We start from the raw sequence: 15933 nt of genomic DNA on the forward strand, positions 1-15933 counted from the left end.
CGTTCCAAGAACCGGTCGTAACGGCAGTCGACCGGTACATGCCATATGTGTTTTCAATTCGCCGCGTTTTCCCAACTTTGAGCGGACCGCGGTGCGCTATGATTGCCGAATCAGAACAATTAGGGGATACACGTTTGATCATCAACCAAGTAAAAGGCATTACTAAGTCCACTCGAACCATCTTGGCCGAGCACGGAATATTTTCGGTCGAAGAATTGGCGAACGCCGATGCCGAGCAATTGGTCAAAATGGCGGGATTCAATAAAGCCAAGGCCATGCGCATGATTCGGGCGGCCAAGTATCTGGTGGGCGACATGGAAAAGGCGAGCGGCGCCCGAAGACTGCTGGACAAACGCGCGGAAGGTTCGGCCGAGGCCGGGAGCGAGGGCGAGAGCGCTGTCGGTTCCATCGATTTATCCGATGGCCAGCTTTATATCAATCGTGAGCTGAGCTTTTTGGAGTTCAACCGGCGTGTGCTCGAACAAGCCAAGGTCGAACACACGCCGCTTTTGGAGCGCCTGAATTTTCTTTCCATTTCCTGCTCGAATCTGGATGAATTCTTCGAGGTGCGCACCGCCGGTTTGATTCAGCTCGCCGATTTGGGGGCGACCCAAACCGAGCCCGATAGTCTCGCGCCCCAGGAAACATTGGCCGCGATCAGCGCGCGCGCCCACGAGCTGGTGGCCGAGCAGTATCGGGTATTGAATCAGGTGATGTTGCCTTTGTTGGCGGAACAGGGCATCCGATTCGTCCGCAGGAGCGAATGGAATCCCTCCCAGCACGCTTGGCTCAAGAAGTATTTCGAGGAGGAACTGCTTCCGATCCTGAGTCCTATCGGCCTGGACCCGGCGCATCCGTTTCCGCGCATCCTGAACAAGAGCCTGAACTTCATCGTGCCGTTATCCGGCAAGGACGCTTTCGGGCGCGATATCACGCTCGCCATAGTGCAAGCGCCGAGAGCCTTGCCTCGTATCATTCAGCTGCCGCAAGGCGAAACCGAGAGCGGCCCGTACGATTTCGTGTTTCTTTCGTCCATCATTCATGCCTTCGTCGACGATCTGTTCTACGGCATGAAGGTGCGCGGCTGCTATCAGTTTCGGGTGACGCGCAACAGCGAAATGTACCTGGACGAGGAAGAAGTCGACGATTTGCTCCGCGCCTTGGAAGGCGAACTGAGCACCCGCAATTACGGAGACGAAGTGCGGTTGGAAGTGGCCGACAATTGTCCGGATGAGATTGTCGAGTTTTTGCTGAGCCAGTTCGGACTCACCGAGGATCGGCTTTACCGGGTGGACGGCCCGGTCAACCTCAGTCGCACCCGTGAAGTCTACGATTTGATCGATCGGCCTGATCTCAAATATCCCCTGTTCACGGCCGGATTCCCGGGCCAGCTCGCCGGAGGACGGGATATCTTCGAGGCGATCAAGAAACAGGACATCCTGCTGCATCATCCTTACGAATCTTTCACGCCCGTCATCGAACTGATCCGGCAGGCCGCCGACGATCCGCATGTGGTCGCCATCAAGCAGACCTTGTACCGTACCGGTCCGAATTCGCCGATTGTGGACGTTCTTCTCAAAGCCGCCCGCGCCGGCAAGGAAGTCACCGTAGTGGTGGAACTTAGGGCGCGTTTCGACGAGAAGGCCAATATTTCGCTGGCAACGCGCTTGCAGGAGGCGGGCGTGCAGGTGGTCTACGGCATCGTCGGATACAAGACGCACGCGAAGATGTTGCTCATCCTCAGGCGTGAGGGGCGGCACCTGCGCTATTACACCCATCTCTCTACGGGCAATTATCACCCGCGCACGACCCGGCTCTATACCGACTACGGGCTATTGACCGCCGACCAGGAACTTGGCGAGGACATCCGCCGGGTGTTCGTCCAGCTCACCAGTCTGGGCAAAGTCGGGAGGCTCAACAAGCTGTTGCAATCGCCGTTCACTTTGCATCAGACCCTGCTCAAGAAAATCGACCGCGAAATCGAGCATGCGTTGGCCGGCCGTCCCGCTCGCATCATCATCAAGGTGAATTCGGTGGCGGAGCCGCAGTTGATCCAGGCGCTTTACCGCGCTTCCATGGCCGGGGTGGAGATCAAGTTGATCGTCCGCGGAATCTGCTGTCTTCGCCCTGGAATTCCGGGCGTCTCGGAAAACATCGAAGTCCGCTCGATTATCGGGCGATTTCTGGAGCACAGCCGGGTCTACTGGTTCGAGAACGGCGGGCATCCGGAAGTGTATCTCACGAGCGCCGATTTTCTGCCTCGCAACATGTTCCGTCGCGTCGAGATCTGTTTTCCCATCGAGAACAAAAAACTGGCCGACCGCATTCGGGCCGATTTAGACCTTTATCTCCGGGACGACAGCCAAGCTTGGTTGCTGGCTTCCGACGGAAGCTATCAGCGCCCGCAGCCCGATAATCCGCGCGGTATTCAAGCGCAGTCCGTTTTGCTGGAGCAATTGAAGAAAGTGAGTTGAAAGAGGACTGATTCCAAATCGCTTTCAATATTAAATTTTGTAGGGTGGGTTAGGCGCGCATTACACGGAACCGGCAAAGTTCCTTCGGCGTTTCCGCGCGCCATAACCCACCGGGCAAGGCCGCGGAACCGGTGGGTTACGGCGCGTAGAGAGCCCTGCGGTCACGGAACGGTTCGTGGCGGTGCGCGCCTAACCCACCCTACAATTAGAGCGTTTTCCGAATCGGTGTAAGGGATTTGGATATGTAGGTCGGCAATCCCTTGCCGACGTATCGGCTCGGCGAAGGGCTTTGTCGGAAGGGCAGCTCTGGCGCTCCCAGAAATGCCGTTTGCGATTGGAAGGGTCGCGACTAAAGCGACCGTTTGCGATTGGGAAGGGATTGCCGACCTACGCTCTCCCCTCCCGGAACGAATCCGTACACCGGGATGGAAAACGCTCTATTAACCCGGCCTATAAATATAGGCCGGGTTAATCCGGGGCAGGGATGCCCCGGCGCGGCGACAAGCCGCGTGAGCCCAGGCCGGGCGTGTACCGGCCTGGGCGGCGGCCCGAAATACCAGGAGGGTATTTACGGGCCTGATTAATAATGTTCACTCGAATGCCGAATGGAATAAGCTCAGGACAGGCTTGTCCTCGGGGCACTCGTGACGCGTCTCGCACACCCTCTCAGAGATAAGTCAGTTCGATCCCGGCAGCGCCCAGATTGCCGGCTTCCTGCTCAAGGTCGGCGGCGGTTAGGGGGTGATTCTCCAGCCATTGGCTCGGGAACCGTAGATCGACTCTGGAATCGCTGAAGCCGAATGCGATATCGGGAGGCGGATTGCCGTGCCGGCTGCGGTTCAGAACGATGGCGAGCCGCAACATTACCGCCAGGGACCGTGCGGCCTCATTCCACGGTGGAGTCAATTCCTTAAAATACTTGAGGTGGAATTTCCGCCGGTGGACACGTACCAGGGCGGCCAGCAGCACCTGATCCTGGCGCGAAAAGCCGGGTAAGTCGGCGTTTTCGATGATGTAGGCGCCATGCTTGTGATATTGGCTATGAGCGATATCGAGGCCGATTTCGTGCAAGCTCGCCGCCCAATTCAGCCATTGTTCGGCCGTTTCCCGATCGATGCCGCCGATCGACGGAATCCGGTCCAGAAACGATTTCAGCGTCTCCTGAACACGGCCGACCTGCTGCAGGTCCACGTGATAGCGAGTCGCGAGCGCCGCCACCGTTCGGCTCCGAATATCGTCGTTGTAGATCCGGCCGAGGAGATCGTACAGCAAGCCCTCCCTCAAGGCGCCATCGGAAACGTGCATCTGCTGGATGCCCAGCGTTTTGAAAGTCGCGTGCAAGATGGCGAGGCCGCCGGCGAAGATCGGATAACGGTCCGGGTTGAGATCCGGGAATCCTGATTTGTCGACCCGTCCGAGACTCAAGAGCGTATCGACCAGCCGGTCTAGCCCATCCCGAGTAATGCCGTCCTTGCTCCACCCGCGGCCGACCAATATTTTTCGGATCGCCCGCGAAGTTCCGGAGGCGCCTACGGCTTCGTCCCAATGGTCCTTGTGAAAGGTATATTCAAACGGCTCCAGTTCATGTTGAGCCGCGATGACCGCATTTTTGAAGCGCTTGCTGGTGATCTTGCCGTCGGAGAAGTGAGCGAGGCTCATGGATACGCAGCCCATCCGCAGGCTTTCCTTGCGAAGCGGGACCTTGTCCACGCCGATGATGTATTCGGTGCTGCCACCGCCGATGTCCATCACCAGCCGCCGCTTGCCGTCCGTCGCCAGGCTTTGTGCGACGCCTTCGTAGATCAGCCGCGCTTCCTCGATACCGGATATGATGTCGATCGGATATCCCAGCACTTTTTCGGCTTGGATCAGAAACTGGCCGGCATTGCGCGCCGTACGCAAGGTATTGGTGCCCACCGCTCGAACGCATCCCGGCGGCAGATCCCGAAGCCTCTGGCCGAAACGATCGAGACATGCCAGCGCGCGCTGCTGCGCGTCTTGGGTCAGATGACGCTGGGCGTTGAGCCCCGCGCCGAGCCTGACCATCTCCCGAAGCCGATCGACGACGATCAGCTCTCCGGCCCGGAGCTTCGCGACGACCATGTGAAAACTGTTGGAACCGAGGTCCACGGCTGCGACGTGCTCGGGAGGGTGTTTTTGCGATTGACTCATGGAACCGTAGGAAGCGTAAGAGGAGAATTTAAGAGGGGTGGTATTTGTTACAATCTTGCGGTTATCGAGAGGCCCGGCGCGTGATTTCAAAGTCGGGGATTCTCGCGTCGCAGCCGTATTTTTACAAATATTGCCGGCAAAAACAGCCAGAAATGAACGCCCTTTCCATTCGTAATCTGCGGAAAACTTATAAGAACGGCTTTGAAGCCCTGAAAGGCATCGATCTCGATGTGAAAGCCGGAGATTTCTTCGCGCTTTTGGGGCCCAACGGCGCCGGGAAGTCGACCACGATCGGCATCGTCAGTTCCTTGGTCAGAAAGACCAGCGGAACGGTCGAAGTCTTCGGTCATGATCTGGATAAAGAGCGGGAGGCCGCCAAGCGCTGCATCGGCCTTGTGCCGCAGGAAGTCAATTTCAATCAGTTTGAAAAGGTTTTGGATATCGTCGTCAACCAAGCCGGGTACTACGGCATTCGCCGGAAAGAGGCGTTGCAGCGCGCGGAAGAATGCTTGACTCAGCTCAGCCTATGGGACAAACGGAACAGTGTGTCGCGCCATCTTTCGGGGGGCATGAAACGGCGCCTGATGATCGCCCGGGCCCTGGTCCATTCGCCGAAACTTCTCATTCTCGACGAGCCCACGGCTGGCGTGGATATCGAGATTCGCCGCTCGATGTGGGAGTTCCTGCGGAAAATCAACCAGGAAGGCACCACGATCATCCTGACGACCCACTACCTGGAAGAAGCGGAAAATCTGTGCCGCCACATCGCCATCATCAATCACGGACACATTGTCGAGCACAATGCGATGGCGGATCTATTGAGAAAGCTTCACACCAATCGTTATATCCTCGAGCTGAGAAACCCCGCGCCGTTCGCTCCCACGGTCGAAGGCTACCAGCTGGAGCCGCTCGAAGACCATACCTTGGCCGTGGACGTGCCCATGGATCTGGGGTTGCACGGCTTGCTCGATCAGTTGGCCGCGCAGGGCATGGAAGTGGTCAGTCTGCGCAATGCGGCGAATCGCTTGGAGCAGCTATTCATTGATTTGGTGGAAAACCAGCGTATAGACCCGGCGCGAAAAACCGCCTGACCGAGTTGTCCGACATACATCAATCACATGCATCACCTCATTGCATTTAAAACGATTCTTTTCAAGGAAATTCACCGTTTCGTCCGCATCTGGCCGCAGACCATCCTGCCGTCGGCGATCACCACCTCGCTTTATTTCCTGATTTTCGGGACCTTGATCGGCGGGCGGGTAGGGCCGATGGCCGGGATGTCCTACATGGACTATATCGTGCCGGGCGTCATACTGATGTCGGTCATCACCAATGCCTACGGCAACGTCGTGGCGTCGTTTTACTCCACCAAGTTCCAGCGGAATATCGAGGAGTTGTTGATCTCGCCGATACCCAACTGGATCATTCTGGCAGGCTACGTCGGCGGGGGGATAGCCCGCGGGTTGGCGGTGGGCGGCGTGGTGGCCATCGTCGGGATGTTTTTCACCGATGTACGGCCGGCTCATCCCGGTCTCATCGCGAGCGTGTTCTTCATGACCGCGGCGCTGTTTTCGCTGGCGGGGTTCATCAATGCGGTTTACGCCAACAGCTTCGACGACATCTCTATCGTCCCGAATTTCGTTCTCACGCCGCTGGTTTACTTGGGCGGCGTCTTCTATTCCATCGAGCTGTTGCCCGAATTGTGGCGGAAGGTGTCCCTGGCGAATCCGATTCTCTATATGGTCAACGCCTTTCGTTACGGATTCGTAGGGATCTCCGACGTGGATATCCGGACTGCTTTCCTGATCATCGGCGGCTCGATTTCGATCCTCGTAGCCTGGAGCCTCGTCTTGCTCCGGCGCGGCACCGGGCTTAAGACCTAAGCTCAGCAATGGAAAGAGTTCTAAGAGCCTATCTCAGTAGGCCCAGTAGGCCGTTCGCCCTAAGCCTGTCGGAGGGTTTTGTGACGACTGGAATAGGCTCTAAACACCTATAAATTATTCCGCGCTCGTTGCGTCCATGGAGGACCCTCGGGATTTCAACACCGTGGCTCCTCCCCGATAGGGAACGATATTCGGCGTTCCACTCACCGCCGGTTCTTTTGGAAAATGATCGAGTGCCGGCGCCTTAATCGCCGTTCAGGAGCATTTGGCAGGCGCCAGGCATCGGGGGCTTCGGCGGCTCCGGCTTGGTCGGGCCCGGCGGGTGTTTTTGAAACCACCAGGAAAGGCTTGAATCGCAGCCGTCACCGGCCGGTAAGGGGGGCTGCCGGACGCATTCGGGGCTCTCGGCGGGGCAGGTGAGGCGAAGGTGGAAATGGTCGTGGTGGCCGTACCAGGGGCGGATTTTTCGTAACCAGCTGCGGTCTCCCCGAACCGTTCGGCAAAGTTCGCGCTTGATGTGCGCATTTACGAAGACCCGATCGATCTCGGGAATAGTCGCCGTCAGTTTCAACAGCCGCGCGTGCTGCGTACTCCAAAGCCGGCGATCCAACCCGTTCCCGGCGCGATTCAACAGGCTCGGGGCGGGAATGTTGGCGCGCCATCCGTCCGCATTCGAATAGAGGCCGGGATCGAGGTTGAACCAGACGTCGGCGTCGAGGCCGGTCTGATGGCTGCGGTGGCCGAAAGGCATGGGTCCCCCCCGCGCTTGAGAGAGATCGCCGACCTGAATCACCCCGATAGTTTCGTGGGCGCGCTTGCCCAAGGTCTGAATCGTCCGGATCAACGAAGGATGGCCGAAGTAGCGCTTCCGCTCCAAGTGCATGACGAGATAGCCATCGCCTTCCGTGGGCAGAGCGGCCGCCCCGCTGACGCAGCCGTTGTTGGTTTCGCCGATTGCGCGCGGAGGGCCTTTGATCGGGCCGGGAACCTCCGCCCAGGGATTAGCGAGAATAGCGCCGGGAACGGCAAAAAAAAGAATCAGTGCTCGTCGGATCGAACGCATGGCGGCCAGTGTTGGGAATGCGCGACAGCGAGACTTAGTCGCTGCCGGGGTTTTGTGCGACGCCGGAATCCTGCGAATTCAGCGTTTTGGAGTTTTCACCCAAAGGGAACCGACGCTTGGCGTTGATGACCCAGCCTTTGGCTTTGGCGATCTTGACGTCGTGTATTTCCTCTTCCAGGAGTAGGCGCTGGCGTTCCAAAGCGAGCAACTCGATTTCCCGCTTGAGCTGATTTTCGACATCATCCAAGGCTCCTGCCCGGCGGGTTTTTTCGGCCAGGTCGGCCTCCAGTTCCAACTGCTTCAAACGTGTCTCGTGGTGAATGCGCGCCTCGCGGAGACGCACTTCGCTGTCATACTGCTCGGCCGCGCGGGTTTCTTCCGTCGTCAATTCGGCGCGGACGTGCTCGGTCTCATGATCCCGTTGCGCCTTGCGCAGTTCGGCCTCGCGCCGAATCAATTCGAGCATTCGTTCTTCGTGCTCGAGCTTAAGTTTGCGTTCGTTCGTCTCGCGTTCGTAGTGCTCCCTCGCCAGCCTTTCGTTGAGCTGACGGCGGCGCCGGACCAACTCGAGATAGATGCCGTTGTGCTTGGCGTCGACGGTTTCGGCATACTCCTCGATATTATCCAGCTCGGCGAAAACAGTTCGGATCGTGCAGCGTGTGCGGCATTGAATTTCGCGCATGGCCAGCAGTTCGTTGGCGATGTTTTCGATGCGGCGCTCCATTAGAACGTGGTTATCCTCGAATTCCGTCTGTTCCAATTGTCGCAACTCGTGTTCCGCCGCATCCTGCAACAGCGTTAGATAATTGGCTCGGATATAGGCGCCGAGGTTCGCAATGTGGTCGAGATGCTCGTGTGCGTATTTAATGGTTGGCTGGAAGCGGATCGACAACTCGGCTTCGATGGTGCAAAGGGTTCCCAGCCTCAGAGGTTCCAGAGGGATCTGCCAATCTTCGATTTTCAGCTCGTATACACGGTGGTAAAAACGCCGGATAAAGCGGTTTGGACGAGGAAACACGCGGCGGTAAGGGCCGAGAACGGAGACGACGATGCGGCGGTCGCCTTCGAAACCCGCTTCCCAATGCGAGTTGGAGTCGAGTGGGTTGTCCTCAAACATAACCTTTCCTCGTCAGGGTGTCTTTGAGCTCGCTCTCGTTGGCCGGTTCCCCGGGAGTTTCGGTTGTCTGCCGGGGCCTGATGCGCTCGGCGATGATCGGGTAGAGGTTCGGGGCGAACTCCACCGATTTATCGTTTATCTTACGAAGATAACCCCGATTCAATAGAAACGCCACGGAAAACATCCGCGTCCAGTCGGAATAACGGCGGGCACGTTCCAGCTCGGTTTTCTCGATCACGAATTCCAATTCGTCATTCTTGTTGATGGTGAATTCGCCGAACTGGCGTAGTCCCAGATAGGCCAGTTCCTTTTCCTCTTCGGTAAGCGGGCCGGGCGCGGTGGATTCCAGCCGGTAGGAGAGGAACAGGATGAAGAAGTCCACCATGGCGGCGCAGGCCAGGGTAAACCAAGAGATGTTCTTCCACATGGCAAAGGACGGCGTGATGCCGAGGGAAAACTCGGCATAGGAGCCGAACCGGGGTGCCTCGATGGGTGGCGTACCATAGGTCGCGGCCAGGATTTCCGCTTCTCCTTGCAGACTCTGGAAGTTCCGGACCAGCCTTTCGTAAGCCTCGGAATTGTTTACCTGAAGCGAAAATTCCTGTAGGGAGCCTCTCACCTCGGACAAACGGTTTTCCATGCTCTCGGAATACGTGTTCAGTTGTTTCAGCCTGGCTTGTTCGCTTTGCAGAATCTCATTGTAAAAACCCCAGACTTTGCCCTTGCCTATCTGTCCCTGCATGCCCGGATGAGTGCCCAGGTAAGCCCGGGTGGCATCCTCCGACGCCTGCTCGACGCGCTTCTGCTGAGCCGCCGTGAGCTGGCTCTTGAGACCGACCACGCTTTCGATATAGCGGTTCGCGTCATGGACTACGCTGGTCTGTCGTTCGAGCAGGATGGCATCGCGCTGGGAAAATTCGTAAAACCTGAAATAGGCGAACGATATCGATATGGTCAGAGCCACTAACAGCGACAGCACCACGCTGAGATAGCGCAAGCGATTGGCGCGCCAGCGCATGCCGGCCAGTTCCAAAGTACAAATCACGATCATGGATTGCACGGCGATCGTCATGATCAGCGCGATCCACTGAGGAATGAAATAGCTGAGGCCGTAGCAGGTGTTGTATCCCTCTGCAACACTGAGCAGTAGGACGATCGGGATCGACAAAACGCGCAGCACGCCGATGAAGGTACTCTGAACGGCATTTAACAATTGGCCTATGTGCCAGGTTGTTTTGATCATGGGGCGTAGCCTTTGGCGCAGATGTTCTGCCGTTCGGATTTTATCGAGGGTTGATGGTTGAGCAATTTTCCCGGCATCGGTGTCGAAACGGTAAGAGTGGTTGGGGGCGGGCGCGTTTCCGGCTTATCCTAGAGTCTGACTCATGCATTTGTGAAGATGTGATTTTTATGGGAATGTTTTGGATCGCGATAGTGCTGGTGGTTGCCATTATTCTCGGTAATCTGATGATTCTGCTTCGAACCGCGAAAAAGCCCAAGATCCCCGACTCGGTCAAGCCAAAGCCTTACAAGGACGATGACGAGAACTGGTGAGAGCTTAAAGAAGCTACCGAGTCTTTCCCCTGATGGCGCAGCGGGATGGGTGCAAATTCGCCGGGATCCGGAAGCGACAAACGACGTTTGCCGTGAGGCCATGGGTGGTCTTAGAGCCTATCCCAGTAGGCTCAAGAAACCCTTCGACAAGCTCAGGGCGAACGGCCTACTGGGATAGGCTCATAGTCAACCTGAACAGGCCCAGCCTGGCTTTCCGGGCGAGTAAAGCGCCGCTAGCCCATCGATGCCGGGGATGGGGCACGGCCTATCGGCCTTTGCCCCTCCCATGGGAACCGAAATTCGCTTCCACCGTCGTTGATCGGCTTACTCGCCGATGATTTTCACCAAAACCCTCTTCTTGCGGCGGCCGTCGAACTCGCCGTAAAAAATTTGCTCCCACGGGCCGAAATCGAGCTGTCCGCCGGTAATCGCCACGACCACTTCCCGGCCCATGACCTGCCGTTTCAAGTGGGCATCGCCATTATCTTCGCCAGTGCGGTTGTGGAAATAGCGGCTGATCGGTTCGTGCGGAGCCAGATTTTCGAGCCAGGTTTCGAAGTCGCGATGCAGACCGGACTCGTCATCGTTAATGAAGACCGATGCCGTGATGTGCATGGCGTTAATCAAAACGAGACCTTCCCGCACTCCGCTTTCTCTCAGACATGTCTCCACCTGATGGGTAATGTTGATAAAAGCGATCCGGCTCGGTGCTTCGAACCAAAGTTCTTTACGGTAACTTTTCATGTCTGAGGTGCTCCTGTTGTTCGGGGGCTGTATTTTTTCAGGGACAACGAATGCAGTCGGTTTCATTAACCCGGCCTATAAATATAGGCCGGGTTAATCCGGGGCAGGGATGCCCCGGCGCGGCGACAAGCCGCGTGAGCCCAGGCCGGGCTTGTACCGGCCTGGGCGGCGGCCCGAAATACCAGGAGGGTATTTACGGGCCTGATTAATAACTGCGAATGGTGCGACAGATTGATGTTGTTCTCAAGCCGTGATTTTTGCCCGCGAAAATTGGCGGGAGGCTCCGGTGTCAGAAAATTTTACATTTCTTGGAAACGCCATCATCAGCACCGCCCTGAGTCTAAAAAGATTTAACTATCAATGATCTACGGACGATCGGATCGGGCTTTCCGCTAGAAGTTGCTATTTACGATACATAAGAAACTGGGTTTCAAAGCACCACTAGGGGACGCCGGACGTTCCACTACATTTACAAAAACGAGTACCGCGTCATTTCGAAAAAATTCGTAAAAACAGCGACATAACGCCGTGGTACGAAAATTGTTGGGAATATGGCGGCGTTTGGAAGAACGCTCCGGGTCAGAGCTGGAGTTCAGCCCGGTAACCACTGAATTTAAGGAGACATACGATGACGAACTTCAATAAGACTTTGTTGGCGGTCGGTATCAGCCTGGCATTGGGTTTCTCGTCGGGGGCATGGGCTGACGCGGAGATCGACTCCCAAAACAATAACCTAAATGTAGCGGTGGACGCGAGCTACGAAGCTGACGCCGAGGAGGATTCCGCTGCTGCGGTCAACGGGAATGCGACGAACGACCAAAGCGAAGCGGAAGCCGAGAACAACGGTGCTGCCGCCGCGAACAACGGGGGCACGGCCACCGCTGGCGAAGCTGAGGCCGAGGACGAAAACTCTGCTGCCGCGAACAACGGGAGCACGGCCAACGCTGGTGAAGCTGAGGCGGAGGACGAAGGTTCTGTTGCCGCGGCCGGCAACGGCACGGCCTCTGCCGACAACAGCGAAGCTGAGGCCGAGGACGACGGTGTAGCCGCGAACAACGGGGGCACGGCAACTCGCGACCAGAGCGAAAACACAACGGCTAACGCTGGCGGGGATGCTTTTGCTGCCCAGAACGGCGGTGAGATCGACTATACCTCGGCCTCGGCCACTGGTGGCGGGAATGCGTTAAGCGCGCAGAATGGCGGGGAGATCGAGGTAAATTCGGCTTCGGTCGCCGGCGACGGGAATGCTTTTAACGTCCATAGGGGCGGCGAAGTGGAGATCGACAACAGTACCAAGGTCGAGCTAGATGGGGAAGTCGAGCATGTGGTTGTAGTGCCGGTCGGTGTCGCTGTCCAGGCAGGGGTGCCGGTTGCGGCTTCATCCAACAGCATCGACGGTTCAGCCAACGGCGCCGCCGGTATCGTTCAGCTCTCCCAAAACCTGGGCCACGCCTCGTTGATTCAACAAAGCACCAATGTTTTTGGCACCGTGAACGTCAACAATTGAAATTGACGAGATAACAGCCGATTAGGGTACCGGTGAGCGCCGAAACGCTCACCGGCTCTCTGCCAAAGCCTAAAGGAAAGAAGGTGTGAACGATGAAAAAAGGATTGCTTGGAAGCCTATGTTTTCTCGTCAGTTGTTTTTGGTCGACCGGCCAAGCAAGCGGTCTCGACGACGAAGTCGCATTCGCTTCCGAATCGTATGCGGCGGTTGGGAGCGGCGATTTGGGCGAGGAGCGGGCCCGCGAGGGCGTGGACGATTTGGCGTTCGCCCGCGGCGCGCTCAAGGCGACAATGGCTGGTAACACCGCAAATACCAGTAATATGACCACATATAACAGTATCGATAGCAGCGCGTTCACCGATGCCGGCGGAATCATATCGGTCATTCAAAACACCGGAAACAACGTAATCATTCAAAATCTCACGGACGTCAACGTCACCATAACGCCATGAGCGAAAGTACCGGTCTTTTTCGTTCAAGTCTTTTGCTCGTTCTCTGTGTTATGAGCACGGTGTCGGAGGTTCGCGCCGGCTCCGTGCAGTTTTTCGATGGAGTGGCGGGGCCGGGATTCTATAACATCGGCATAACGAGCTACGCGGAGAGACGGTTCAAGACCATTCTGAAGCAGCAGTATGATTTCAGCTGCGGCTCGGCAGCGCTGGCGAGTTTGCTGTCATTCCATTACGAAGATACGGTCGGCGAATTGGAAGTCTTCGGCGACATGTGGGAGCATGGCGACCAGCAGAGAATACAACAGCAAGGTTTTTCCTTGCTGGACATGAAACAATACCTCGAACGCCGAGGGTACAAGGCTGACGGTTACAAAATCGGCTTGGAGCAGCTGGCTCAGGCGAAGGTGCCCGCGATTACTATTATCAATAATAAGGGCTATTTGCACTTCGTCATCATAAAAGGCACGAACGACTCCGCTGTGTTGCTTGGAGATCCGGCCATGGGTTTGAAAAGGGTGGATCTTCAGACGTTTAGAGAATTATGGGACAACCGCATCCTTTTTGTTATTCGAAATAAAAAGAATATTGCGGGCAAATATTTCAACAGCGGTGAAGAATGGGCTTTGAGTCCGAAAGCCCCATTGGGTATGGCAGTCGATAACGGTAGTCTCGCCTCCTTCAACCTGCTACAACCGGGAAGATATGATTTTTAGAAACAAGGAGTAATATCATGATGTCGGCCAAGGATGTTCGAGCATCGAAGAAATTCGATGTCATGCGGCTGGTTTTGAGTGTCATCTTTCTTGCTTCGATCCCTCAAGCAATAAAAATCTGTGCGGCAAGTGGGCAGGGAGGCGTTGAGTCGCTTCCCGGCTGGACAGCGGCCGAGGACGCAGAGCTTGATGAGTTGCGTGCCGGGTTTGTGTTGGACAACGGGATGGTTGTTGACTTATCCTTGGCCACATCCGTATTTGTCAATGGACAAGAACAGTTTTCGGACCGTTTCGCGCTGGCCGACGATTTTTCCATCGATCAGTTGCGCGGAGTGACCGTAAATAATGGTCCCAACAATTTCGCGATGTCGGATGCTGGGACGAACAACATGGCAGTTATTCAAAATACTATGGATAATCAGATAATAACTATGATGCGGTCCATCGATTTAACCATTTCAAATCTTAAGGGTATGGATTTTAACGGTTTTGGACCGTACGGCGGCGGGTTTGCTCCATAATATCTAAAGCAGCGGCTTATTTATAGGGAGATATAATTACATAGGTTCTTGTAATAATAGGGAATATTGTCCTGTGTTGTATAATCAAAAGGAAGGGAAAACAGATGGAACTAACAGCTGGGATTTCTCGAATCGAAAGGGTGTTTCCGGCCAATCAGGCCTGGGGCGATTCTAGGGATTTAATCTTGCTTCAGCCGGGTTGGGCTGACTCGCTCGGTCTGGCGAAGAGTCTCGCTGAAAAGGGCTGGAAGGCTCACATCTCGATGGATACGCGAGATGCGATAAGGCATCTCAGATCGAGCAAGATCTATGTCGGTGTCGTCCTGCTCGATGCAAGTTTCAGTGAGGAAACGCAAAGCGGGCTATTGGAAGTAATCAATGAAAGCTCGTCTACCGAGTGGATTGCGATCGTCGATCCAGGGAGTATGGGTTCTATTGAGCACGCCTCTTTTTTGAGCTCTTTCTTTTTCGATTTTCATACGACCCCCGTAGATGTCCGTAGACTGGCATATTCGCTTGGGCACGCTTACGGCGCGGCAAAACTGGCGGAGGCCAGTCGCGGAGAATTTCGTCTAGCGATCAATCAGAGGTTTGGGTTGATCGGGTCCAGTAAAGCAATGTCGCTGGTCTATGAAAATGTCCAAAAAATCAGCCGGAGTGATGAGCCGGTAATCGTTACCGGCGAGACCGGGACGGGCAAGGAACTCATTGCGAGGGCAATCCATGGCTTGTCGTCCAGGGCGGAAAAACCTTTCATCGCCGTGAGCTGCGGCGCCATTCCCGACACGCTAGTGCAAAGCGAATTCTTCGGCCATAACAAGGGAGCGTTTACTGGCGCGGTCGAGGAGAGAGTAGGGCATTTCGAAGCCGCAGCTGGCGGTACCGTGTTTTTGGACGAAATCGAAAATCTCTCTCCGTTGGGGCAAGTCTCACTGTTAAGGTTTTTGCAGGAAAAGGAGTTAACTCCCCTCGGTTCTAAAGAATCACGTCCGATAGATGTAAGGATTATTACTTCGGCAAGCCCGAACTTGCGAGAAGCGGTGACTGCCGGCGTAATCAGAGAGGACTTGTTTTATCGTCTCAATGTATTGCAGATCGATGTACCGCCGTTAAGAAAACGGGATACCGACGCAGCTGAAATCGCGGAATATTTCGTCGATCGATTTAATCAGGGGAAGCGGCGGAATTCGAAGCGTCTGTCGAAAAAAGCGGTTTCGGCAATTCTCGATTATTCATGGCCTGGAAACGTGCGGGAGTTGATGAGTTGCGTGAATCGAGCTGCCGTTCTTTCCACAGGTCGTCTGATTACCGAGGTGGATTTGGGGCTATCCCGTCCGGCGAAATTCAGTGGAAGAACGCTTAGAGAGATAAAAGCGCAAGCCGTCGAACAAGCCGTGATGTCTGCGTTGTCGGAATCCAAAAGTATTACCAGCGCGGCACGCCGGCTCGGAGTTTCCCGCGTGACGCTATATCGCTTGATGGAAAAGCATTCCATTACGGTTCCCGGCGTTGAGCATGTCGCCGGATAAGTTATCGTTGGATCATCTAAATATGTTTGTTTATTATCGAATAATATATTAATGATGAACTGATAAAATACGCCTTATGATTTATACCGCCATATCTGCCGCATGATTTGGGCCGATATCGGATCTTTAACGCCTCACGACATGAAAGACTTAGATCATCGTCGAGGCATTTCCTTTGCGTCCAAGATATTCCCGTCATTTATT

The 15933-nt window shown here is 55.6% G+C and carries 14 protein-coding genes; 9 read left to right on the forward strand and 5 right to left on the reverse strand.

Going from position 1 to position 15933, the window contains the following annotated elements; all coding sequences use genetic code 11:
- Positions 1-134 precede the first annotated feature (134 nt).
- Positions 135-2474 carry a polyphosphate kinase 1 gene (ppk1, locus tag ACR2TX_RS15970; protein WP_168175526.1) on the forward strand — a complete coding sequence of 780 codons (2340 nt, stop codon included), beginning with the start codon at positions 135-137 and terminating at the stop codon, positions 2472-2474.
- A 666-nt stretch (positions 2475-3140) separates the two neighbouring features.
- Here the strand turns inward: ppk1 and ppx are convergent.
- The gene (gene ppx / locus ACR2TX_RS15975) at positions 3141-4646 is read right to left on the reverse strand and encodes an exopolyphosphatase (RefSeq protein WP_156879436.1); all 1506 of its coding nucleotides are present in this window, start codon (positions 4644-4646) and stop codon (positions 3141-3143) included.
- A 152-nt stretch (positions 4647-4798) separates the two neighbouring features.
- Here ppx and ACR2TX_RS15980 point away from each other — a divergent pair, with 152 nt between their 5' ends.
- On the forward strand, positions 4799-5737 hold the full coding sequence (locus tag ACR2TX_RS15980; protein WP_077732316.1) for an ABC transporter ATP-binding protein: 939 nt from the start codon (positions 4799-4801) through the stop codon (positions 5735-5737).
- 27 nt (positions 5738-5764) lie between these two features.
- Complete coding sequence (locus ACR2TX_RS15985; protein WP_077732317.1) at positions 5765-6529, forward strand: ABC transporter permease; 765 nt, start codon at positions 5765-5767, stop codon at positions 6527-6529.
- A gap of 244 nt (positions 6530-6773) precedes the next feature.
- Here the strand turns inward: ACR2TX_RS15985 and mepA are convergent, their stop codons facing one another.
- From mepA to ACR2TX_RS16000, 3 genes are read right to left on the reverse strand one after another with little or no spacing between them, the layout of a single operon-like run.
- Positions 6774-7592: a penicillin-insensitive murein endopeptidase gene (gene mepA, locus ACR2TX_RS15990; protein WP_086135075.1), complete on the reverse strand. Its 819-nt coding sequence runs from the start codon at positions 7590-7592 to the stop codon at positions 6774-6776.
- 34 nt (positions 7593-7626) lie between these two features.
- Complete coding sequence (locus tag ACR2TX_RS15995) at positions 7627-8709, reverse strand: hypothetical protein (RefSeq protein WP_077732319.1); 1083 nt, start codon at positions 8707-8709, stop codon at positions 7627-7629.
- Positions 8702-9952, reverse strand: a complete 1251-nt coding sequence (locus ACR2TX_RS16000; RefSeq protein WP_077732320.1) for a hypothetical protein — start codon at positions 9950-9952, stop codon at positions 8702-8704. The genes ACR2TX_RS15995 and ACR2TX_RS16000 overlap by 8 nt, the downstream gene beginning before the upstream one ends.
- A 167-nt stretch (positions 9953-10119) precedes the next feature.
- Here ACR2TX_RS16000 and ACR2TX_RS16005 point away from each other — a divergent pair, with 167 nt between their 5' ends.
- A complete protein-coding gene (locus ACR2TX_RS16005) occupies positions 10120-10263 on the forward strand; it encodes a DUF2897 family protein (protein WP_240502640.1) in 144 nt (47 codons plus the stop codon).
- A 324-nt stretch (positions 10264-10587) separates the two neighbouring features.
- On the opposite strand, the gene ACR2TX_RS16010 is transcribed toward ACR2TX_RS16005, so the two are convergent.
- Complete coding sequence (locus ACR2TX_RS16010) at positions 10588-11007, reverse strand: secondary thiamine-phosphate synthase enzyme YjbQ (RefSeq protein WP_077732321.1); 420 nt, start codon at positions 11005-11007, stop codon at positions 10588-10590.
- A gap of 628 nt (positions 11008-11635) precedes the next feature.
- Here ACR2TX_RS16010 and ACR2TX_RS16015 point away from each other — a divergent pair.
- The 5 genes from ACR2TX_RS16015 to ACR2TX_RS16035 all read left to right on the forward strand — a co-directional run bounded on the left by ACR2TX_RS16015 (position 11636) and on the right by ACR2TX_RS16035 (position 15729).
- Entirely contained in the window at positions 11636-12514 is an 879-nt protein-coding gene (locus ACR2TX_RS16015; RefSeq protein ID WP_077732322.1) for a hypothetical protein, read from the forward strand.
- A 92-nt stretch (positions 12515-12606) separates the two neighbouring features.
- Positions 12607-12966: a hypothetical protein gene (locus ACR2TX_RS16020; RefSeq protein ID WP_086135627.1), complete on the forward strand. Its 360-nt coding sequence runs from the start codon at positions 12607-12609 to the stop codon at positions 12964-12966.
- Positions 12963-13679: a C39 family peptidase gene (locus tag ACR2TX_RS16025; protein WP_434130094.1), complete on the forward strand. Its 717-nt coding sequence runs from the start codon at positions 12963-12965 to the stop codon at positions 13677-13679. Before ACR2TX_RS16020 ends, ACR2TX_RS16025 begins: the two co-directional genes overlap by 4 nt.
- 17 nt (positions 13680-13696) lie before the next feature.
- Complete coding sequence (locus ACR2TX_RS16030; protein WP_434130096.1) at positions 13697-14200, forward strand: hypothetical protein; 504 nt, start codon at positions 13697-13699, stop codon at positions 14198-14200.
- 104 nt (positions 14201-14304) lie between these two features.
- A complete protein-coding gene (locus ACR2TX_RS16035) occupies positions 14305-15729 on the forward strand; it encodes a sigma-54 dependent transcriptional regulator (protein WP_077732325.1) in 1425 nt (474 codons plus the stop codon).
- Positions 15730-15933: the final 204 nt, after the last annotated feature.

This window comes from Methylocaldum sp. GT1BB (assembly GCF_051027545.1).
GTDB lineage: Bacteria > Pseudomonadota > Gammaproteobacteria > Methylococcales > Methylococcaceae > Methylocaldum.